This is a genomic window from Massilia timonae CCUG 45783 (assembly GCF_000315425.1).
GTDB lineage: Bacteria > Pseudomonadota > Gammaproteobacteria > Burkholderiales > Burkholderiaceae_D > Telluria > Telluria timonae.
This window is the reverse complement of record NZ_JH992927.1, coordinates 91,643-110,986: the sequence shown is the minus strand read 5'-3', so window position 1 is coordinate 110,986 and position 19,344 is coordinate 91,643. Positions and strand designations below refer to the sequence as shown.

The 19,344-nt window shown below is 64.2% G+C and carries 17 protein-coding genes; 6 read left to right on the top strand and 11 right to left on the bottom strand.

What is annotated here, in order from left to right; translation table 11 throughout:
- Positions 1–775: 775 nt before the first annotated feature.
- On the top strand, positions 776–1,711 hold the full coding sequence (locus HMPREF9710_RS25835; RefSeq protein WP_005671417.1) for a M48 family metalloprotease: 936 nt from the start codon (positions 776–778) through the stop codon (positions 1,709–1,711).
- Here the strand turns inward: HMPREF9710_RS25835 and HMPREF9710_RS25830 are convergent.
- The 3 genes from HMPREF9710_RS25830 to HMPREF9710_RS27490 all read right to left on the bottom strand — a co-directional run bounded on the left by HMPREF9710_RS25830 (position 1,694) and on the right by HMPREF9710_RS27490 (position 4,917).
- A complete protein-coding gene (locus HMPREF9710_RS25830) occupies positions 1,694–2,302 on the bottom strand; it encodes a TonB-dependent receptor plug domain-containing protein (RefSeq protein WP_005671416.1) in 609 nt (202 codons plus the stop codon). The genes HMPREF9710_RS25835 and HMPREF9710_RS25830 overlap by 18 nt on opposite strands.
- Positions 2,303–2,449: 147 nt before the next feature.
- Positions 2,450–3,676: a glycosyltransferase gene (locus HMPREF9710_RS25825; RefSeq protein ID WP_005671414.1), complete on the bottom strand. Its 1,227-nt coding sequence runs from the start codon at positions 3,674–3,676 to the stop codon at positions 2,450–2,452.
- Entirely contained in the window at positions 3,673–4,917 is a 1,245-nt protein-coding gene (locus HMPREF9710_RS27490; RefSeq protein ID WP_081590022.1) for a glycosyltransferase, read from the bottom strand. Before HMPREF9710_RS27490 ends, HMPREF9710_RS25825 begins: the two co-directional genes overlap by 4 nt.
- A 443-nt stretch (positions 4,918–5,360) precedes the next feature.
- On the opposite strand from HMPREF9710_RS27490, the gene tssA reads away from it, so the two are divergent.
- On the top strand, positions 5,361–6,569 hold the full coding sequence (tssA, locus tag HMPREF9710_RS26825) for a type VI secretion system protein TssA (RefSeq protein ID WP_005671409.1): 1,209 nt from the start codon (positions 5,361–5,363) through the stop codon (positions 6,567–6,569).
- Positions 6,570–6,608: 39 nt separating this feature from the next.
- On the opposite strand, the gene HMPREF9710_RS25810 is transcribed toward tssA, so the two are convergent.
- A complete protein-coding gene (locus HMPREF9710_RS25810; RefSeq protein ID WP_005671408.1) occupies positions 6,609–7,100 on the bottom strand; it encodes an META domain-containing protein in 492 nt (163 codons plus the stop codon).
- 180 nt (positions 7,101–7,280) lie between these two features.
- Between HMPREF9710_RS25810 and HMPREF9710_RS25805 the strand changes: the two genes are divergently transcribed.
- Positions 7,281–7,790: a hypothetical protein gene (locus HMPREF9710_RS25805; RefSeq protein WP_005671406.1), complete on the top strand. Its 510-nt coding sequence runs from the start codon at positions 7,281–7,283 to the stop codon at positions 7,788–7,790.
- Between the two features lie 16 nt (positions 7,791–7,806).
- On the opposite strand, the gene HMPREF9710_RS25800 is transcribed toward HMPREF9710_RS25805, so the two are convergent.
- Positions 7,807–8,793, bottom strand: a complete 987-nt coding sequence (locus HMPREF9710_RS25800; protein WP_005671405.1) for a L,D-transpeptidase — start codon at positions 8,791–8,793, stop codon at positions 7,807–7,809.
- 105 nt (positions 8,794–8,898) lie between these two features.
- Between HMPREF9710_RS25800 and HMPREF9710_RS25795 the strand changes: the two genes are divergently transcribed.
- Complete coding sequence (locus HMPREF9710_RS25795) at positions 8,899–9,300, top strand: hypothetical protein (RefSeq protein ID WP_005671404.1); 402 nt, start codon at positions 8,899–8,901, stop codon at positions 9,298–9,300.
- 39 nt (positions 9,301–9,339) lie between these two features.
- Here HMPREF9710_RS25795 and HMPREF9710_RS25790 read toward each other — a convergent pair whose 3' ends face one another.
- From HMPREF9710_RS25790 to HMPREF9710_RS25765, 6 genes are all read right to left on the bottom strand, one after another.
- Positions 9,340–10,422 (bottom strand): sensor histidine kinase, encoded by a 1,083-nt coding sequence (locus HMPREF9710_RS25790; protein WP_005671402.1) that lies wholly within the window; start codon positions 10,420–10,422, stop codon positions 9,340–9,342.
- Positions 10,423–10,600: 178 nt separating this feature from the next.
- Complete coding sequence (locus HMPREF9710_RS25785) at positions 10,601–11,305, bottom strand: potassium channel family protein (RefSeq protein ID WP_005671401.1); 705 nt, start codon at positions 11,303–11,305, stop codon at positions 10,601–10,603.
- The gene (locus HMPREF9710_RS25780; RefSeq protein WP_005671399.1) at positions 11,298–12,626 is read right to left on the bottom strand and encodes a TrkH family potassium uptake protein; all 1,329 of its coding nucleotides are present in this window, start codon (positions 12,624–12,626) and stop codon (positions 11,298–11,300) included. Before HMPREF9710_RS25780 ends, HMPREF9710_RS25785 begins: the two co-directional genes overlap by 8 nt.
- Before the next feature lie 12 nt (positions 12,627–12,638).
- A complete protein-coding gene (gene nhaA, locus HMPREF9710_RS25775; RefSeq protein WP_005671398.1) occupies positions 12,639–13,859 on the bottom strand; it encodes a Na+/H+ antiporter NhaA in 1,221 nt (406 codons plus the stop codon).
- Between the two features lie 297 nt (positions 13,860–14,156).
- The gene (locus tag HMPREF9710_RS25770) at positions 14,157–15,590 is read right to left on the bottom strand and encodes a carboxylesterase/lipase family protein (protein WP_005671397.1); all 1,434 of its coding nucleotides are present in this window, start codon (positions 15,588–15,590) and stop codon (positions 14,157–14,159) included.
- A gap of 57 nt (positions 15,591–15,647) precedes the next feature.
- Positions 15,648–16,538 (bottom strand): LysR family transcriptional regulator, encoded by an 891-nt coding sequence (locus HMPREF9710_RS25765; protein WP_040778479.1) that lies wholly within the window; start codon positions 16,536–16,538, stop codon positions 15,648–15,650.
- A gap of 297 nt (positions 16,539–16,835) precedes the next feature.
- Between HMPREF9710_RS25765 and HMPREF9710_RS25760 the strand changes: the two genes are divergently transcribed.
- Entirely contained in the window at positions 16,836–18,581 is a 1,746-nt protein-coding gene (locus HMPREF9710_RS25760; RefSeq protein ID WP_005671393.1) for a sensor domain-containing diguanylate cyclase, read from the top strand.
- A 20-nt stretch (positions 18,582–18,601) separates the two neighbouring features.
- The gene (locus HMPREF9710_RS25755) at positions 18,602–19,333 is read left to right on the top strand and encodes a helix-turn-helix domain-containing protein (protein ID WP_005671391.1); all 732 of its coding nucleotides are present in this window, start codon (positions 18,602–18,604) and stop codon (positions 19,331–19,333) included.
- Positions 19,334–19,344 lie beyond the last annotated feature (11 nt).

Here is a 19,344-nt window from a genome sequence, read left to right as displayed (position 1 = left end):
AAATGCGTTGACGGGTCATGGGATCCTCGAAGTAGAAAACCTCGAGTCTGCATGTCATCGCGGCGACATTACAGGTGGTTGGGCTGCACGCTTACATCAGCGACGCATCGGACGGCGTCTCTACGCACTCGAGCTCAGCCCATTTGCGTTTTGCGGCCACCGGGTCGGTGCCCAGCGGGATCTCGATCTGCTTTCCATCCGGCCCCGGCCGTATAGGTAATAGCCCGTCCAGATCTTGCCGGACTTAAGCGTCTTCTTGCGCGCGAGCATGCGCAGCTGCAACTTATTGCCGCTCGTTTTCGGTCTCATCGCCTAACCATAAACAAGACCGAGGCGGGCTATGCTGCCACGCTCGACGCCCGGCGTCACGCCGGCGTGGCTGACCGCAGTCAGACTAGAACGGTGGGGGCTTGCCCGTCACCCCCGAGCTTCGCGCCACCGCAAACCTGTTAGAGTCGCAGACCTAGCGCGTCCGGCACTTGCGCGAAGTGTCGGAATAAGCAGAGCCTTGGGCAGCGTCATAGAGACATGATCAGGTGCGACAGTCGAACAGACATCCAGTCAAAGCATGCGGGCATTTCAATAACCTTTGCTTTCCAATAAATAGAATTTATTTTGGTTTGTTATGCTGACAATTCTCTTTTTGGTTGCCTTATGGCAAAATTCAGGGAATTGCGAGAATTCGAGCAGGGCTTATCTGGCTCGTAGGGCAGCCAACGGATTATCCACTGCAGCGGCTGTGACCCGCATCGTTGACATCAAGGACTGATTTCTAATGCTGAGCATTAATCTATATGCTAAATTTGCGAGATGCAGCCTCATTACCTTATGGGCTGCCTTCATAATGGCATTGATTATCTCCATAATCTGCCACTATATGGGCATTGCGGGCACGTTGAAATCCTCTGCAAATGTAGTGTGTTTTGTGCTTGGTCTGCCTTTGCTAGTCACCATTCAGTATGTTCATGATGCTGTCGATAAGGTTGCCGGGCAACTCCAAGTCACGCTCGACGATGGGGTCAGACGGCGAATCGCCCCGATTGCGTCACAACTGGGCAGTGAAACACAGATCGGGTACTACCCCAGCGCAGAAATAAACGCATTCGCCATCTCGTCCGTGTTTGGCAAGAAAGCGCTGATCGCGTTTTCTACCGGACTGTTACAAGTCGCGAATGATCGCCAGCTGGTAGCCATTGCCGCTCACGAGATTGCGCATATCAATAACGGGGATTCGAGGAATAAGGCGTTCATCCTGGCTTTCAGCCATGCTGTTCGTATGTATCCTTGTATGTTATCGGAGCTATCCAAGGGAGTGCTGAGGAAATTTGCTTACGTGTTCAGCATTATGGGAGCTATTGTTGCGGCGTTAGCGTTTATTTTTCCGGAAGCAAGAGATAACTTCGCGGGGTTGCTTCCAGTGTTGTGGACCTTTGTTCGTATTCTGGCCTGGCCGGCTGGGATGATTGCCGTATACTTTGTCTTGAACCGCCTGTTAGAGCAGGCGTATTCCGCTTATAGCCGGGAGCGCGAGTTCGCTGCTGACGAGGGTGGCGCGGCGATGACTTCAACGCAGGAGCTGATTTCGGCCCTTTCCCTGCTGAGCGATGGCGAAAGCCAAATCGTCAGCGTTTTTGACACCCATCCACCGCTCGCGGCGCGTAAAAAGCGGCTCGGCGACCGAATACGCGAAAATTCACTCGAAATCCAGTAAGAAGCCGGTGGATGTAAGATCGAACGCGCTTGTTGAGAATGCGAATGTGTAATCCGTGGCGCTGCAGTTGCCGGGCCTGCGCATGTGGCTTTCGTCGGTCGGCTCGAAGTCCGTATGGTTGGCGCCGTAGCTCACCGGGGCCGAACCGCCCGCGCGCGCCTTCTTGAGCACGATGTTGATGACGCCGGCCACCGCATCGCTGCCGTACTGGGCGCCGGCGCCGTCGCGCAGGATCTCGATGTGGTCGATGGCGCCCGGCGGGATGGTGTTGACGTCGACCGGGACGATGCCGGCGAAGCTACTCTCGGTGTCGAGCACCGCAATCGCGTGGCAGCGCTTGCCGTTGACCAGCACCAGCACGTGGTCGGGCGCCAGGCCGCGCACCGAGTCGGCGGCGCCGCTTGACTCGATGCGCGGGAAGTTGATCGACGGCGCCAGTTGCTGCAGGGCCGCGCCCAGGTCGCCGCGGGTCAGCGCGTTCTCCACCTCGCGGGCGCCGAAGCGGTCGATCGGCACGGCGCTGTCGAACACGGTGCGGTTGCGCGCGCGCGAGCCGACGACGGTCACCTGGTCGATGGCCGCGAGGTTCACGGTGGGCGCATCGGCAGCGGCGGTAAGGTGGCGTCTGGATTCCTTGCGTGGTCTTGGCTGAACCACGATCTTACTAAAAAGGAATTTCTGTACCAGCAATCAATTGTCTATTTGCTTATGAGCGTAGTCGCACATGCAGTTGCGCGTTCACCGCGCGGACCCTCTGGCGGCCTCTGCCTTCGCTATCGCCTGGAAGTGTCCGGAGAGTCCTTCGGCCACCTTGTTCCAGGTATGCTCCAGCGCATACTTCCGTAACCGTGCAGGGCTCCAGGTTCGCGTCAAGGCCAGGTCAATCGCGTCGGCAAACGCCGCAGGTTCCCTGGTCTCGACCAGGACGCCCAGGTCGACCCCCGTGATAATTTCTGGTACGCCCCAGGTCCGGTGAGCAACCACCGGCGTCGAGCACGCCATGGCCTCGAGAATGACATTCGGCCAGCCTTCCTTCTCGCTGGCGAGGCAGAATACATCGGCGGCCGAGTACCAGGCATGCAACTCTGTGTTCGCCACCGGACCGGCCCAGATGACCCGGTCGGCGATCCCGAGGTCACTGGCCAGGGCGCGAAGCCCGGCTTCGCAGTCGCCTTCTTCGCCCCCTTTGCCGACGACGATCAAACTCAGGTCGCTGCGGCCCGCCGCCACCAGCATGGCATGGGCGCGCAGCAGGACGTCGACGCCCTTGCGCGGCACCAGGTGGGAAACCGACAGCAGATAGCGTTTGGCGCAGTCCAATCCGAGCATCCTGCGGGCGTCGTCCTTCGCGGTGGGATGAAAGCGCTCCGTGTCCACGCCGTTCGCCGAGGCGTATCCCTTGTCCGCGGGCGCGCCCAGGCGCACGGCGCCGTCCACCAGGGCCTTGGCGACGCCGACATAGCGCGCGCAGTGGCGCAGGGCAAACAGCACCTGGCGACGGCGTACCGGGAAGCGGTGCAGTTCATTGATATCGTGGCCGCGCAAGGTAACGACATAGGGCTTGCCAAGGACGCGGGACAACAGGGCGCCCGCAAACCCTTCCGGAAACGCCAGATGGCAATCGAGCACATCGAATTTCCCTTTCAGCCCATGCGATGCGATGAAGCGCCAGACCGCGAAGGCGAGAAACACGCCATCGAGCGGCTTGAGCATTGCCGGGATGGAGAAAAACTTCGGAAAATACGTGGGATACGCGTTCTCGTCAAATTGTGATGGAACCCGGCTCCGGTTGGCATAACGCGCGACATATGCTTCGCCAGGAAACCAGGGTATCGGCGACACCACGATCAGGTCGACGTGCCTGGACAGTGCGTCCAGCCGCTGCTTGACGAACTGCGCATGCACCGGCATGCGCGGATTCGGGAACATGGTGGAAATACAGAGGATGCGCACGCGGTCGGTCACAGGCCCTCCATGATGTCGGACAGGAAGCGATTGGCCTTTGCTTCCCAGCTCTCGCGTTGCAGGAAGGTCCTGAGGCCGGTGCATGGATGAATGGGTTTCGACGCGCTCGATGCGATCGCGGCCAGGGCCGATGCCACTGCTTGCGGAAATTCTTCCGGCCCTGCCAGCGTAAGATACTCGGCGAGTCGGATTGCTTCGGGCAGGGGGGATACGATGACCGGCTTGCCAGTGGCCAGGTATTCCTTGAGCTTGAGAGGATTGATGCTGTGCGTCGATTCACCGATCACATAGGGCAGGATGCACAGGTCGAAGTGGCCGACATGTCCGGGCAAGTCCGAATAAGGCACGGCGCCCATGAAGCGGATATTGGGCACATCGCGGAATTCGGCCGGATCCCGGTCCACGACCGGGCCGAGGATAACGAAGGTCGCGCGCGGTGACAAGCGTGCGGCGTTCTTCAGGGCCTGGCCATCGACACGGCGGTCGAAGACCCCGAACATTCCCACGAGCGGATGGGGCAAGGCCGCCAAAGGGCTGGATGGGTCGCATGTGACGTGGGAGAAGTGCGCCAGATCCACACCATGAGTCAGCAGGGTGGCGGTGTTCACGAACGATGAACGAGACGCGAGAATCGCGGCGGAGGACGCGATCATCAGGTCGCATGCATCCAGCGTTTCCTGCTCCAGGCGATGCACGGCGCGGCCATCGATGCCGTGCCAATGCGTGAAGTCGTCCACGCAATAATAGACTTTCCGCCTGAAGGCATGATCGCGGAAAAGACCAGGTACCGTGGGCGACGTACTCACCAGGATTGGTTGCTTGCCGGGGGCCACATGCCGCAGCGCCTTGTGCACTGCACGCGAGAGCAGGCGATGATTGAGCGCGGAAGATCTGGGGCCCCGAAAAGAAGGCCACATGACCGGGCTGAGGATATGGGGGGCGACGGCATCTTTGCCGGGGGGGACGCAAGCGCCATCTGCGGTGCGGTCGACTGCGCCCTTACGGGATACTCCTCCGATCCTCGCACCGGGGCAAACCCAGGTGCGCATGACCTGCATGGCCCTCTTGAAATCGTGCAGGTTGACGCGAGGCGTGCGCAATCCAATCGTGTTGACCCAAATGACTTGGGCTTGCGGAATAATCCTTCGGAATAAATGCTGGCAACTTGACGGGTGGCGGCCCCAGTCATCCGCGAACACGACAAATACGTACCTGGAAAGCTGATTGTTGGAAGCTGACATCCCGAAAGTTTTCTTGTTAATAATACAATCGGTATTGAACCTAGTTTTTTTCTTTTATACAAGAAAAATCTTTGTTTCTCGTTCGATGCGCTGTTGCGGCAAGGTTCATGGCGCGAGTCGGATGCCGGGCGCGGGTTTCCAGACATGCCGCCGTCGGCCATCATGCTCATGAAGAGTGAATCGCCGCGCATGATGTTCGAGCGGATATAGCCCATGTCCCTCGCGATTCGGCTGTCCAGCGAGCCAGGTGAGCACATGGCGCGCGTCAGCGCCACATTGCAGAGCGAGATCCTCACAAGTCGGGGCTTTTTTTCGTCATTCACGGCGAATAGCCGGCACGCTGCGCCATCCGCGCAAATGGAAGATTTCAAACGACAAAAAACACATGGACCGATCCCGTCACGGGCGCAATAATCGTGTCGGACCATCCATCATTTTTCCACATGACCGACATGAACGTTACCCAGCCAAGCCCACCGCTTAGCGCCGAACACCGCAGCGAACTGGAGTCGCTCCTCCACCCGATCAGGGAGGACCTGCCCACCGGACCGCCAATCCGCTTCGATCCTATCTTTGACAGATTACGCGAGGCGCGCCGGGAAGACGATCCGAGTCTGCCGATGGGCGTGTGGGAGCAGCCTCTGAAGCGTGCCGATTGGGCCCAAACCGAGGCGCTCTGCAAGATGACGTTGAGCGGGTACGCCAAGGATCTGCAGATCGCCGCCTGGCTCACCGAAGCCTGGACGCGCCAGCATGGGTTCGAAGGGCTCTTGCGCGGGCTGCTGCTGGTAGAGGGGCTGCTCGTGCGCTTCTGGGAGACCGTGCATCCGCAGGTGGACGAGGATGGCGACCCCGGATTGCGCGCGGCCCCGTTGGAGTGGATGAACAACTCGTTGGCGACGACGATCAGGATTCACGTTCCAGTGTTGGGCCAATCCGGCGCGCAGCTCGGGCGATTCAGCCTGGCGGACTGGGAACGTATGGCGAGCGACGCGTCGTCGCCGGCCGCGCAACAGCGGGCGCGAAGGGCGGCGGACGAAAGCGGCCAGCCGCTGCAGACGCGTGCCGACGTCATCGACCATGTCAAATCCCATCGGGGCGCGGACGCGGAGCGCAGCCTTCAGCAGGTCCGCCATTGCATGGTGGCCGTGCTGTCGATCGCCAGCGTGACCCAAGCGCGCCTGGGTGAGGATGCGCCGGACATGTCGAGGCTGAGCGATACGCTGCGTGCGGTCGAGCGGGTATTGCTGCAACTTGGTGCCACCGGCGAACCCGGCATCGTCGCTCAGGATGCGACGCAGGCGCAGCTCGGCGCGGTCGCAGGCAAGACCCTGCATGAGGAAGCGATGCCCGGCGATGCTGCCCAGACGAGCGACACGTCGAGAGGCGAGGCTTCGCCGCCGGATGCGGCAGAACTGCTCGGCCGGCGTATCGACGCCATCTGCAAGGCGGCGGGAATCCATGCTCCAGGCAACGCCGAGCGCCTGATGGCGATGCAGATCGGACTGCTGCACGATCAAAATACGATCCTGCAAGGCGCCACGAAGAGCGCGGCGGGACAGGGGCGCAGCCAGGCCGGCGCGGATGCCGTTTGCGATGACTTTACCGCGCTCGTAGGCGCCGTGCTGTCCGGTGCTGTGCCGACGAGGTAGACCGGCGCCGTTCGATTCGATGCGAGCAATCTGAAACGTTCACTGCGTGGGCTGTATGGCGGTCTCCGGTTTCCAGACATAGATGCCGCCATCGGCCATCAAGCTCAAGGACAGCGTGTCTCCCTGCATCATGTATGAGCGAACATAGCCCATATCCCGGGCGATGCGGCTGTCGAGCGACCCCGGTGGACACATCGCCCGCGTCATCGCCACGTTGCCAAAAGTGATTGCGCCCCGGCCCGGTTCACTGGGCCCAACGGTGTATGACGTCGAGCCCCGGTTGCAATCCAGCTGGAACGCGGCGCGGCCGTCCGGCGTCAGCCGCATGGTATAGACCCGGTCGGGATGCGGGCGGGTCGTGCCCTGGGCGTCGTCCATCGACTGGATGTCGTGCAGGCGCCAGGTCGTGCCGGTCAAGCCGATGGCCTGGGTGTCCCGCGCGACGGGATCGGTCGACGGCGCCGTGCCGGTGCTGCAGGCGGCGCACAAGGCGGCCGCGAGCGCGACGGCGATGCTCGATGGTTTCAACATGACTGGTTTCCTCACGCGTGTCCGGGGACCGTCCCGGTTTATTTTGGGTGATGTGTATTTTTATCATCATCCCATGCTAGAGTCGACAACGGGTGCACAGTTGAGTCATTCGATAAACACATGAGCATGGGGCGCGTCGACCAGGTGCTGGAATGCGTTCCCTGAAGCTAAGGACGTCACATGAAACTTGTCATCCTGATCGCCGCCTTGTTCTCCACGGCGGCGTGTGCCCAACAGTACGATCGCAACGCACAGCGTGGCGGTCCCGACGAGCGGGACCGGGATGAAGATATCCAGCTGGTCTGCTTCGGCCAGGCGGAACGAACGGTGGCGGAGGCCCATTCCGGTTACCAGTGGAATCAGGAGACGCACAAGTACGAGCCGAAGTCCGAAGTAACCACCGGCAAGCAGGACTTCGACAGCGCACTCAACGTCTCCATCCATAACGACCAGGGCCGGATCCGGATCCCCAAGCAGCTGATCCCGCCGATGCATTCCGGTGGGCGCGATGGCTGGTGGGATCTCGAAGACCTGATCGTCGGTCACAACGATATCCGCGGACGTTTCCGCCTGAATGCGCTGAACCGGCCGACGGTGTCGATCGACCGCCGCAACGGCACCATCACCGTCGATGGCATGATCAAGTTCAATGGCCGGTGCGATCCCGACAGCGGGCACCGACGGTTCTGAGCGCCGCGCCGGCGCCTTACTCGGCGCCGCTCAGCACGGTCAGCGGCGTGCCGGTCGCGCCCTCACTCAGCGGCGACTGCGTGACCAGCAGCGTCGCGCCCGGCGCCAGCAGCGCCGCCAGCTTGTCGTGGAAGGCCTGCGGCAGCTGCACGCGGTTGCGTGTGGCTTCGTCGACCGTGCGGCCGTCCTCGTCGGCGTGGCCGGCCACACCCGCGTAGATCCACACCGGCTTGCCGTCCGCGCCCGTGCCCAGCGTCAGGACGTGGGTCGCCTCGTCGGACGAGGTATTGAGCGCCGCCGAGCGCCCGATCTCGATCCCGTTGCGCAAGACCGACACCGCCTGGTCGCTGCGCGACATCACGATGGTGATCGGGCCGGCGGGCGCGCGCTCGGGCGCCCAGAATTCGCCCGTCGGCGCCGCGATCGGCGTCGGCGCCAGCACCCGGCCGCTGCCGGTCTGTACCGGATGACTGGCGTTGCCGGCGATGATGACGGTCGTCGAAAAGTCGGTCGCGGCGAACAGCGCCTTGGCGAAGGCATAGGGAAGGTGCACGCATCCATGGCTTTCCGGATAGCCGGGCAGGCCGCCGGCGTGCAGGGCGACGCCGTCCCAGGTCAGGCGCTGCTGGAAGGGCATGGGCGCGTTGTTGTACGTGCTGGAACGGTGCCGGGCGTCCTTTTGCAGGATGGTGAAGACCCCGGTGGGCGTCTCGTGGCCGGGCTTGCCGGTCGATACCGTGCTGACGCCGATCCGTACGCCGTTGCGGTAGACGGTGGCGGTCTGGCGCGACAGATCGACGAATACCAACATCGGACCACGCGGCGCGATCTGCGGCGCCCAGACCCATTGTCCCGCCTCGAGGCGGGCGGCCTCGCGCGCCAGTTCGACCGGCGACGACGCGCTGGCTCCCTGCGCCAGGATAGCCGGCGACCACAGGCTGGCGATGAGCAGTAGTCCTGCCGACCGAAGTTGCTGTACAGAGATTGACCAGGTGTAGCGCATTGCGTGCTTCTCCTCGTTCCTTGTCTCAAGTGTATGATGAATCTGCAGTGAAGGGGCCATCCCGGCCGTTCGCGGTGATCTTTGTGTCGAAAGAAAGGTGCAGCGATGCATGCAACAATCATGATCGGTCTCGCGGCCGTCACGGCGCAGGCCATCGCCCAACCGGTGGCGGCGCAGGAGCAGACGAAGGAAACCGCGATCGCGCTGCCGGGGGAGGGCAGGAGCGTCTCGTTCGAGGGGGCGATACGCGGCTACGGCGCTGCCGACTATGTGTTCAGGGCGCCGGCGGGGCGCGCGCTACGCGTCGAGCTCGAAACTGCCAGCAAGTCCACGTACTTCAACATCATTCAGGACGGCAAGGACGAAGCGCTGTTCGTCGGCTCACTCGGCGGCAACCTGTTCGATGCGGCGCTGCCGGAGCAGGGAACGTACCGCGTCAAGGTGTACCAAATGCGTAATGCCGCCCGCAAGGGGGCGACGGCGCACTACGAGCTCAGGGTCCGCTGACGCACCGGCACAAGGCCGGCGGCGAGCATGGCCGCCGTACTATTGTCCGGTATAGGGCCGGGCGTCGACCGGGAGGCTGACGGTGAACGTTGTTCCGCGTTGTTCCGCGCTGTCCACCACCACCGAGCCGCCATGGCTTTCGGCGACGTGCCGAACGTAGGGCAGCCCCAGGCCCCATCCCTTGATCTTCACGTCTTCGATGCGATGGAAGGCCTGGAACAGGCGTTCGAGTTCGGGTTCGGGAATAGGGCTGCCCTCGTTATGCACCGCCAGCAACATCTGGGAATCGTTCCGACTGACCCGTACCGTGATCGGGCGCGCCGGATCCCCGTATTTCCTTGCGTTCGATACCAGGTTTTCGAGAACGCGCTTGAGCGAGACGCGGCACCAGTAGCCCTCGATCCGTTCGCCGGCGACTTTCATTTGCTGACCCGACAGTGGAACATCGGCGCAGACTTCTTCGACCAGGCTCATGATGTCGAAACACACGACGTCCAGCTTCAGTTTCGTCTTTCCCTTCAGCACTGCCGCATCGAGCAGCGTCTGTATCATGGCGTCGGTCTCAGCGATCTTGGCGCAGATGCGTCTTGCCAGGCCTGTGATGCCGGGGGCGCTGGTCTTGAGCTGAATGAGCTGGGCCGACGCGTTCGCGACGTGCAGGGGATTGCGCAGATCGTGGGACAGCGTCGCGATGAACGTTTCGCTGACCTCGCGATTGAAGGCGTTGTACCCACTGATCGATTCGCGTGCTGCCTCTTCAATCGAGTGTCCGATCACCTCTGCATGGTGTTTGCTCAGCGGCAGCCGGCGCGCCGCCGCGATGCCGAACAACACTTCGCGAAAGATCTGCAATTCGTGGATGAGTTCGTGCGGGCCGTAATCGGTCATGTTCGCCCGCTCCCTTCCATGGGCGACGGCGAGATTGGTGCCGGCCGTGGCGAACGGCCGGGGCGCGCCGGCCGCCAGGGCTTGCGCGATGTTGTCGTACAGGGATGGGAGGGTATTGATCAGGATCGGTTCGCCCAGTCGGGTCGCCGAGGGGATTTCAGCAGTCACCCTCGCGCTCCATTCTTCCAGAACGACGTCGCGCAGTTCGAGGAAAGTGGATGCGAGTTCGGACATCGGTATATCCGCATTGCCTGGGTCGCTGGTCGTCATGTCGGCTGTGCACCATCGGGTCAGCTGCTTGAACGTATTGTTACATGCGCATCTGTCCGGCGGCGCACGCGAAAGCACGGACGAAGCCGGCCAGTCGATGCGGCTCTCGGAGCGCGCCACCAGCCGTCCGACGCCGCCGGCGCTAAGCCGACTTGCGCTTCTTGCCCCCGGCCGCGAACATTTCGATCTTCTTGGTCGGCCCCGACACGATCAACAGGTCGGCCGAGCGGATCGTCGTGTCCGCCAGCGCATGCTGGAAGTCTTCGTTGGCGCGCTTGACGCCCACCACGGTCACGCCGAAGCGGCTGCGCACATGGGCTTCGGCCAGCGTCCGGTTATGCGTCTCCGCAGGCGCATGGATCTTGGCGATCGCAAACCCATCCTCGAACTCGATGAAGTCCATCATGCGCCCCGTGATCAGGTGCGCCACGCGTGCGCCCATGTCGGCCTCGGGGTAGATCACGTGGTGGGCGCCGATGCGCTGGGCGATCTGGCCGTGCTCCGGCGTCATCGCCTTGACCCAGATGTCCTTGATCCCCAGTTCGGTCAAGACCATCAGGGTCATCAGGCTGGCCGCCAGGTCCGAGCCGATGCCGACGATCGCGTGCGAAAAATCGGCCACGCCGAGCTGCAGCATCACGTTCTCGTTGGTCGAGTCGGCCTGCACGGCGTGGGTCAGGCGGTCGCCCCAGATCTGCACCAGGTCTTCGCGCGTGTCGATGCCCATCACGTCGTGGCCCAGGCGCATCAGCGACTGCGCCACCGCGCCCCCGAAGCGCCCCAAACCGATGACGACCACGCTGTCGCCGGCGGAAAACGCGAACTGCTCTGTGAAAATTCTACCCAACAATTGGATGCTCCTCAGGATAACGGTAAGGCATGCGCCGCTCGCCCAGCACCAGCGAGGTCGCGAAGGTGATCGTGCCCACCCGGCCGACGAACATCAGTAGGGCCAGCACCAGCTGGCCCGAGGGCGGCAGGTCGTCGGTGATGCCGGTCGACAGGCCGGCGCTGCCGAAGGCCGCGATGACCTCGAAAATGACCTGGTCGGTCGGGAAGTGCGAGATGCGCAGCAGGGCCACCGTGCCGAAGGCAACGATGACGCTGCCCAGCACCAGCACCGTGATCGCCTGGCGCTGGGCGGACGAACCGACGCGGCGTCCGAAAGCCTCGGTGTCGGTGTGGCCCTTCGCCTCGGCGATCACCAGCAGCACCAGCACCGCCACGGTGCCCACCTTGACCCCGCCCGCGGTGCCCGCGCTGCCGCCGCCGATGAACATCAAAAAATAATGCAGGGCCCAGGTTTCGCGGGTCAGCGCCGCCACGTCGACGGTGTTGAAGCCCGAGGTGCGCGCCGCCGCCGACATGAACATGCCGTTCATGAGCTTGTCGAACAGGCCGAAGGCGCCCAGCGTCTGCGGATTCTTCCATTCGAACAGCAGGATGGCGACGTAGCCCAGCAACAGCAGGATCAGGGTGCCGGACAGGGTCAGCTTGGTGTGCAGCGACCAGTGGCGCGGATCGCGGAAGCGGTGGCGCAGGTCGTGCAGCACCGGAAAGCCCACGCCGCCGATGATGGCGGCGAGCATCACCGGCAGCAGGATGCCGGCGTCGCCCGCGTAGCGCACCATGCTGTCGGGGTGGATCGAGAAGCCGGCGTTGTTGAAGGCCGACACCGCGTGGAACAGGCCTACCCAGCCGGCGTCGTTCCAGGCCAGGCCGTAGTCGGCGCGCAGCCTGAGCGTCAGGATCGCCGCGATCGCCAGCTGGAACAGCACCGACACCACCAGCACCACCCGCGCAACGCTCGAGATGTCGCCCATGCCGATCGAGCGCGTTTCGGTCTGGGTCATCAGGCGCGTGCGCAGCTTGGGCGAGCGGTTCACCATCAGGCCGAGCAGCGTGGCGGCGGTCATCATGCCCAGGCCGCCCAGCAGGAACAGCACCATGATGGTCGCCTGGCCGAAGCCGGACCAGTAGGTGCCGGTGTCGACCAGCACCAGCCCGGTCACGCACACCGCCGACACCGCCGTGAAGAAGGCGACCATCAGCGGCGCGGCGCTGCCGTCGGGGCGCGCCAGCGGCAGCATCAGCATGGCGGTGCCCGCGAGGATCGCCAGCAGGAAGCCCAGCGCGACGGCGCGCGCGGGATGGATGACCTTGTTCATCGGCAGTGTCGTTTATTGCGTTTGCGCGGGCGGATCCTGGTCGAAGTCCATGGTGTCGGGGTCGGGGTCGGAGGCCAGCGGCGCGCCCATGAACTTGAGCCAGATGAAGCCGATCGTGCCGGCGATCACCGACGCGGCCAGGATCGACATCTTCGAGGCGTTGATGATATCCGCATGTCCCACGAAGGCGAGGTTCGTGATGAAGATCGACATCGTGAAGCCGATGCCGCCCAGCATGCCGGCGCCCAGCACGTGGCGCCAGGCCAGGTCGAGCGGCAGGCGGCACACGCCGATCGCGACCGCCGCGAAGCTGAACAGCAGGATGCCGACCGGCTTGCCCAGCACCAGGCCGACCAGGATGCCGAGGCTGTTGAGGGAGCTCAGTTCGCCGGCCCAGTCGGCGCCGATGACGATGCCGGTATTGGCCAGCGCAAAGATCGGCAGGATCAGGAAGGCCACCGGTTTGTGCAGCACGTGTTCCAGTTGGTGCGACGGCGAAGCGGCGTCGTCCTCCTGCGCGGAATAGGGGATGGTGAAGGCCAGTAGCACTCCGGCGATGGTGGCGTGCACGCCCGACTTGAGCATCAGGAACCACATCAGCGCGCCGCCCAGCAGATAGGGCCACAGCGCCAGGACGCGCAGGCGCTTGTTCATCAGGCGCAGCGCCACGAACACCGCGAGCGCGCCCACCAGGTAGGCGACCGACAGCTGGGCGGTGTAGAACACGGCGATGACGATAATCGCGCCCAGGTCGTCCATCACGGCCAGCGCGGTCAGGAACACCTTGAGCGAGGCCGGCACCCGCTTGCCCAGCAGGGCCAGCACGCCGAGCGCGAAGGCGATGTCGGTGGCCATCGGGATGCCGACGCCGGCTTGCGTCGGCGTGCCGCCGTTGAGGGCGAAGTGGATTCCGGCCGGCACCGCGATGCCGCCGGCCGCCGCCAGGATCGGCAGCATGGCGTTGCGCAGGTCGGACAGTTCGCCGTTATACAGCTCGCGCTTGAGTTCCAGGCCGACCAGCAGGAAGAAGATCGCCATCAGGGCGTCGTTGATCCACAGTTCGACCGTCAGGCCGCCGAGCGGAATGTGCCAGAAGCCCAGGTAGGAAGCGCCCCAGGTTGAATTGGCGATGGCCAGGGACACGAGGGTGCACAGGATCAGGATGGCGCCGCCGGCCTTGCCCGATGCAATGAATTCTTGGAATGTATTGGAGAGTCGTCGTTCGATGCGCATAAATGTTTTCCAGCCGCGACGGCGTGCATGCCGTCCGGTATGTCTCATGAATTGGCGGCCCACGGGCCGGCATGGCCTGCGGTCAGTGAAGGTGGAAAGCGATGCGGCCACGATATGGCCGAAATGGTGAGAGGATGCGTGAGAGGTGACATGATGACGTGCGTAACCGAGCCGCGTGGCGGCCCGACCAGCGCAAATCCTGTCATACCTGAGCGGTATGATCACCCAGGCAATATTATAGACGATGGCGCCGCCGGTGCGGCGCCCTGGAGACTCCTGTATCCGCCCGGCGCAGGTTCAACGACGGGTCGCGGCCGCCGCGTCGATCTCGGCGCCCCATGGATCCTCGAGCGCCACCGGCTTGCCTTGGGCCGAGAAGTCCATGATTCGATCGCTCGAACGCGCGTAGCGCGGCCATGCCGGCAAGCCCGCGCCATTCGGATCGCCGCGCCTGGCGAAGTTCACCATATACGTGCTCATCGCCTTGCCGACGGCGATGTCCTTGCCGGTCGCCTGCGCGCCGTACTTGACCGCCACCGTATCGAAGAAGAAGGGGATGTCGGTCGCATGGCCGGCGCCGGCGCCGGGCTTGGCGATCGAGTCGGCCACGTAGGAGAAGCGGTAGGCGTACACCGGCACGCCGTGGTCGGCCAGGGTCGCCGCCAGGCTGCGCGCGCCGGCGACCATATAGCCGGTCTTGCCGCCGATGTCGGCGCTGGTGGCGCCGATCATCACCGGCACCTGGTGCATGCGGCCGGCGCGGAAGGCGGCGCCGGAGTCGATCGCCAGCCTGCCGTCGGCAAACGGGCCATGATAGGTCGGCATGCCCTGCATCCTGAAGTTGGCCAGGTTCATCCCGTCGACGACGCTGTCGGCCGGCAGCGCGCGCAGTTTCTCGAGCGCCTTTGGATCGTCGGCGGCGATGCCCTTACCGGCGGCGAAATTCACGCCCGTCTTTTCGGCGCTGGCCAGTGGCGTCGGCGCGGTGCCGCCATCGCCGCCCGACATCACCACCGCCTTGGCGAACAGTCCGCGGCTTTGTGGCGACGTGAGCAGGAAATTGACCGACATGCCGCCGGCCGATTCGCCGCTGATGGTCACATTGTCGGGATCGCCGCCGAAGGCCGCCACGTTGCGCTTGATCCACTGCAGGGCCGCGATCTGGTCCATGAAGCCGTAGTTGCCGAGCGCGGCCTCTTGGCCAGCTTCCTGCGTCAGTTGCGGATGGGCGAAGAAGCCGAAGCGGCCGATGCGGTAATTGAAGCTGACCACCACCACGTCCTGTTTCGCCAGCTCCGCGCCGGAATACGTCGGCGGCGACGAGCCGCCGTTGACGAAGCCGCCGCCATAGATCCAGACCAGCACCGGCAGTTTGCCCTCGCTGTTACCCTTGTCCTCGGCCGGCTTCCAGACATTCAGGTACAGGCAGTCTTCGTCGGGTTTGGTGCCGAGCGGCGCGGCGTCGCTGGGGAAGGGCAGTTGCATGCAGTCCGCCGCGTAGCTGCTTGCCTGGCGCACTCCGGCCCAGGGCTGCACCGGTTGCGGCGCGCGCCAGCGCAGCTTGCCCACCGGCGGGGCGGCGAAGGGGATGCCTTTCCAGCTGGCGATGCCGGCGTCGACCTTGCCTTCCACCTTGCCGCTGTCGGTCGTCGCCACCGGACCTGCGAGGGACAATGGTGCGGTCATGGCCAGTGCGGCGGCGAGCAGGGGGTAGAAGGCGGAACGCGGCATCGGGGTCTCCTGTGAAGTAGCGCATGTATTATCTTGTCTCCATGGTAACCGAATCGCTCAGCCGAAGCCGGCGAACGCCTCTTTCAGAAAATCGACGAAGACCCGCACCCGCGGCGACAGCTGGCGGCTCTGCGGATACAGCACATACACGGGCAGGGCCGGCGGCGCGAGCGCGGGCAGCAGGACCTCGAGTTCGCCCCGGGTCAATTCGTGCTCGACGCGGTAGCGCGGCACTTGCACGATGCCAAGGCCGGCGAGCGCGCCCGCCGGGTACATATCGGCGCCGCTGACCGAGACCGGGCCGGGCAGGGTCAGTTGCCGCAGTGCGCCGTCGACCAGGAATTCGAGCGGATACGGCCGACCGGTGGCGGACGAGATGAAGTTGACGGCCTGGTGCCGGTCCAGTTCATCGAGCGTGGCGGGCCGGCCATGGCGCGCCAGGTAGGCCGGGCTGGCGCAGGTCACCTGCGCGATCTGCGTGATTTGCCGGGCCACCATCGATGAATCCTGCAGATTGCCGACGCGCAGCACGCAATCGATGCCTTCGCGCACCAGGTCGACCAGCCGGTCGCCTTCGCCGATCTGCAGTTCGATACCGGGATAACGCGCCAGGAAGGCGGGCAGGCGCGGCGCCACGACCCGGCGCGCCAGCGTCGCTTGCAGGTTCACGCGCAGCAAGCCGGTCGGGGTGGAGCGGGTGAAGACGCTTTCCATCTCGCCGAGGTCGGCCAGCAGGCGCACGCAGCGCTCGTAGTACGCCGCGCCGTCGAGCGTCGGCGCGACCACCCGTGTGGTGCGATCCAGCAGTCGGGTGGCAAGCCGCGCCTCCAGGCGCTTGATCGCATTCGTCACGGTCGCGCGCGGCAGCGACAGCTCCTGGGCCGCCAGCGTAAAGCTGCGCCGCTCCACGATGCGGGTGAAAATCTGCATCTCCTGGAAGCGGTCCATATGCGTGGTCATCGATATCGTCCTTGTGCCAGTCGATAAAGCCGAATAAGTGACATGGGAGAATGTCTTATTCTCATATTCGATTTTTCCGAAAATGCTTGTACTAGAATGGCGAAAAATGAATACAATTTTTTGCTAAAAGAAATGCTACAGCGCCTGCAGCTTGCGTTAAAGTGTTGCGTTCTGTTCAAAATCTTCGGCGATTAATAAATTTCCCTTCTGCATTCTTTCCAGTGGTGAACTCACTGGTGGTTTCAGCGCTATCATGACGGGTTGTTACGTTTCCGCAAATCTTCTATGCAAGGCCTGCTCTGCAAATTTCGCCTGTCTACCCTGATGACGCTGGCAGTGTGCGTCACCGTGGCATTGACCGTGGCGTTGCAACTGACCGTGGTGAACCATTTCGCCGTACGCCAGGCGAATGCCGAAGCCGAGTTGCGCCTGCAACAACTGTCGTGGCAGATGCGCGATGCGCTCAATCGGGTCGTGGAGCAGGCCGTCGGCGATGCCCGCCTGCTGGCCGCGTTGCCGTCGGTGCGCCAGGCGCGCAATCCCGCGGTAGCGCGCGTCACGCTCGAGAGCCTGCAGCAGACCTTCCCCGACTACGCCTGGATCGGCATGGCCGACGCCAGCGGCAGGGTGGTCGCCTCGACCATGGGGCTGCTGGAGGGGAACGACGTCAGCATGCGTCCCTGGTTCCAGGTCGGTCGCGACGGCGTGCGCGTCACCGACTACCATCCGGCGCTGCTGCTGGAAAAACTGATGCCGCAACGCCCCGACCCCTGGCGTTTCGTCGACGTGTCGACGCCCGTGTTCAGCCAGGACGGCGAGCTGTTCGCCGTGCTGGGCCTGCACCTGAGCTGGGAATGGGCGCGCAGCCAGGCGCGCATGCTGCTGACGCCAGCGCTGCGCGAGTATGGCGCCGAGATCCTGGTCGTGCGCGCCGACGGCGCCGTCATGCTCGGGCCACAGGAGTTGCTCGAGCAAAAGATCGACACCGCCAGCCTGCGTCGCGCCAGGCTGGGCGACACCGGCGCGCTGCGCGAAGCGTGGCCGGACGGGCGCACCTATCTCACCGGTTTCAGCCAGACCGGCCACGCCGCCAACCCGGCGACGCTGCAATGGTCGGTGCTGGTGCGGCAGGATGAAGAAAAAGCCCTCCAGGGCGCCAGCGAGCTGAAGCGCCGCATGCTGGCCTGGAGCACCTTGCTGGGCCTGTTGCTGGCGCTCGCGGCCGCGTTGCTGGCGCGCCGCCTGGCGCAGCCGATGGCCCAGCTGGGCCAGGCGATCGAACGGGTGACCGAGGCCACTGCCAGCGGAAAAGACTTGCCGGCGATTCCACAGATCAGCGGCTTTCATGAAGCAAATATGTTGTCGGGTACGATGCGCGACCTGGTCAGCAGCGAAGCGCAGGTTCGGCGCGCGCTGCAGCAGATGAACGAGCATCTCGAATCGAAGGTGGCCGAGCGCACCGCCGAACTCAATGCGTTGCTGCTGCGCGACGTGCTGACCGGCTTGCCGAACCGGCGCGCGCTGATGGAGAGCCTGCCCGAGGCCATGGCGCGGGCCTCGCGCAGCGCGATGCCGGCGGCGCTGCTGTTCATCGACATGGATGGATTCAAGGCGGTCAACGACACCCACGGCCACGAGGAGGGCGACGAGCTGCTGCGCCAGTTCGGCGCGCGCCTGGCCGCCGGCGCGCGCCTGGCCGCCGGCGTGCGCATGACCGACCTCGTGGCGCGTCTGGCCGGCGACGAGTTCGTGGTGGTGCTCGAGATGCTGGCCAGCCCTGGCGACGCCGAGGATACCGCGCACAAGTTGCTTGCCTGCATTCGCGAGCCCTACACCTTGCGCACCACGGTCGTCACGGTGGGCGCCAGCATCGGCGTGGCGCTGTTCGCGCCCGACGACAAGCCCGACCTGGACGCCTGGCTGGCGCGCGCCGACCATGCCATGTACGCCGCCAAGCGCGGCGGCAAGAACGCCGTTAGGCTGGCCGCGGTGCCGGTCTGGCATGCCGCGGTGAGCGGCGCCGTTTCCTGATCGTTCCCCGAGTTCCCATCATGACCCAAATCAGCCAGATCATCGCCACCATCAAGCGCCAGCTGAAGCTGCAAGGCTTGACCTACCGCGACGTCGCCGTCGCGCTCGACCTGTCCGAGCCGAGCATCAAGCGCCTGTTTGCCAGCGAGCAGTTTACGCTCGAGCGCATCGTGGAAATCTGCAGCCTGCTCGGCTTCACCCTGGCCGAGATCGCGCAGGAAGCCCAGAACGGCCAGCGCCGCCTGCGCACACTGAGCGCCGAGCAGGAAAGCGAGCTGGTGCAGGACGACAAGCTGTTGCTGGTGGCGGTGTGCGCGCTGAACCACTGGCGCATGCTCGACATGCTCAATGTCTACCGGCTGAGCGAGGCCGAATGCCTGCAATACCTGCTGCGCCTGGACCGCCTGCAACTGATCACGCTGCTGCCCGGCAACCGCATCCGGGTCAACGTGGCGCGCGACTTCGACTGGCTGGCCGACGGCCCGATCCGGCGCTATTTCAATGGCCAGGGCATGCCCGAGTTCGTGGCGGGCGGTTTCGACGGCAGCGGCGAGACGCTCGACTTCGCGCACGGCATGCTCACCGACAGCGCGCGCGCCAAGCTGCAGCACGAGCTGCGCCTGATGCGCGCCCGCTTCGCCCAGCTGCACGAGGAAAGCCTGGCCGCGCCGCTGGCGCAGCGGCGCGGCAGCGGCCTGCTGCTGGCGTTGCGCGAATGGGAGCCGGCGGCCTTCGCCGCCCTGCGCCGTTGACGGCGATATTT

What these genes read in the sequence shown, in the direction of transcription:
- HMPREF9710_RS25835 (WP_005671417.1), top strand. Translation starts at nt 776, where the DNA reads ATGCTGAGCATTAATCTATATGCTAAATTTGCGAGATGCAGCCTCATT.
- HMPREF9710_RS27490 (WP_081590022.1), bottom strand. Translation starts at nt 4,917, where the DNA reads ATGTCAGCTTCCAACAATCAGCTTTCCAGGTACGTATTTGTCGTGTTC.
- tssA (WP_005671409.1), top strand. Translation starts at nt 5,361, where the DNA reads ATGACCGACATGAACGTTACCCAGCCAAGCCCACCGCTTAGCGCCGAA.
- HMPREF9710_RS25810 (WP_005671408.1), bottom strand. Translation starts at nt 7,100, where the DNA reads ATGTTGAAACCATCGAGCATCGCCGTCGCGCTCGCGGCCGCCTTGTGC.
- HMPREF9710_RS25805 (WP_005671406.1), top strand. Translation starts at nt 7,281, where the DNA reads ATGAAACTTGTCATCCTGATCGCCGCCTTGTTCTCCACGGCGGCGTGT.
- HMPREF9710_RS25800 (WP_005671405.1), bottom strand. Translation starts at nt 8,793, where the DNA reads ATGCGCTACACCTGGTCAATCTCTGTACAGCAACTTCGGTCGGCAGGA.
- HMPREF9710_RS25795 (WP_005671404.1), top strand. Translation starts at nt 8,899, where the DNA reads ATGCATGCAACAATCATGATCGGTCTCGCGGCCGTCACGGCGCAGGCC.
- HMPREF9710_RS25790 (WP_005671402.1), bottom strand. Translation starts at nt 10,422, where the DNA reads ATGTCCGAACTCGCATCCACTTTCCTCGAACTGCGCGACGTCGTTCTG.
- HMPREF9710_RS25780 (WP_005671399.1), bottom strand. Translation starts at nt 12,626, where the DNA reads ATGAACAAGGTCATCCATCCCGCGCGCGCCGTCGCGCTGGGCTTCCTG.
- nhaA (WP_005671398.1), bottom strand. Translation starts at nt 13,859, where the DNA reads ATGCGCATCGAACGACGACTCTCCAATACATTCCAAGAATTCATTGCA.
- HMPREF9710_RS25770 (WP_005671397.1), bottom strand. Translation starts at nt 15,590, where the DNA reads ATGCCGCGTTCCGCCTTCTACCCCCTGCTCGCCGCCGCACTGGCCATG.
- HMPREF9710_RS25765 (WP_040778479.1), bottom strand. Translation starts at nt 16,538, where the DNA reads ATGGACCGCTTCCAGGAGATGCAGATTTTCACCCGCATCGTGGAGCGG.
- HMPREF9710_RS25760 (WP_005671393.1), top strand. Translation starts at nt 16,836, where the DNA reads ATGCAAGGCCTGCTCTGCAAATTTCGCCTGTCTACCCTGATGACGCTG.
- HMPREF9710_RS25755 (WP_005671391.1), top strand. Translation starts at nt 18,602, where the DNA reads ATGACCCAAATCAGCCAGATCATCGCCACCATCAAGCGCCAGCTGAAG.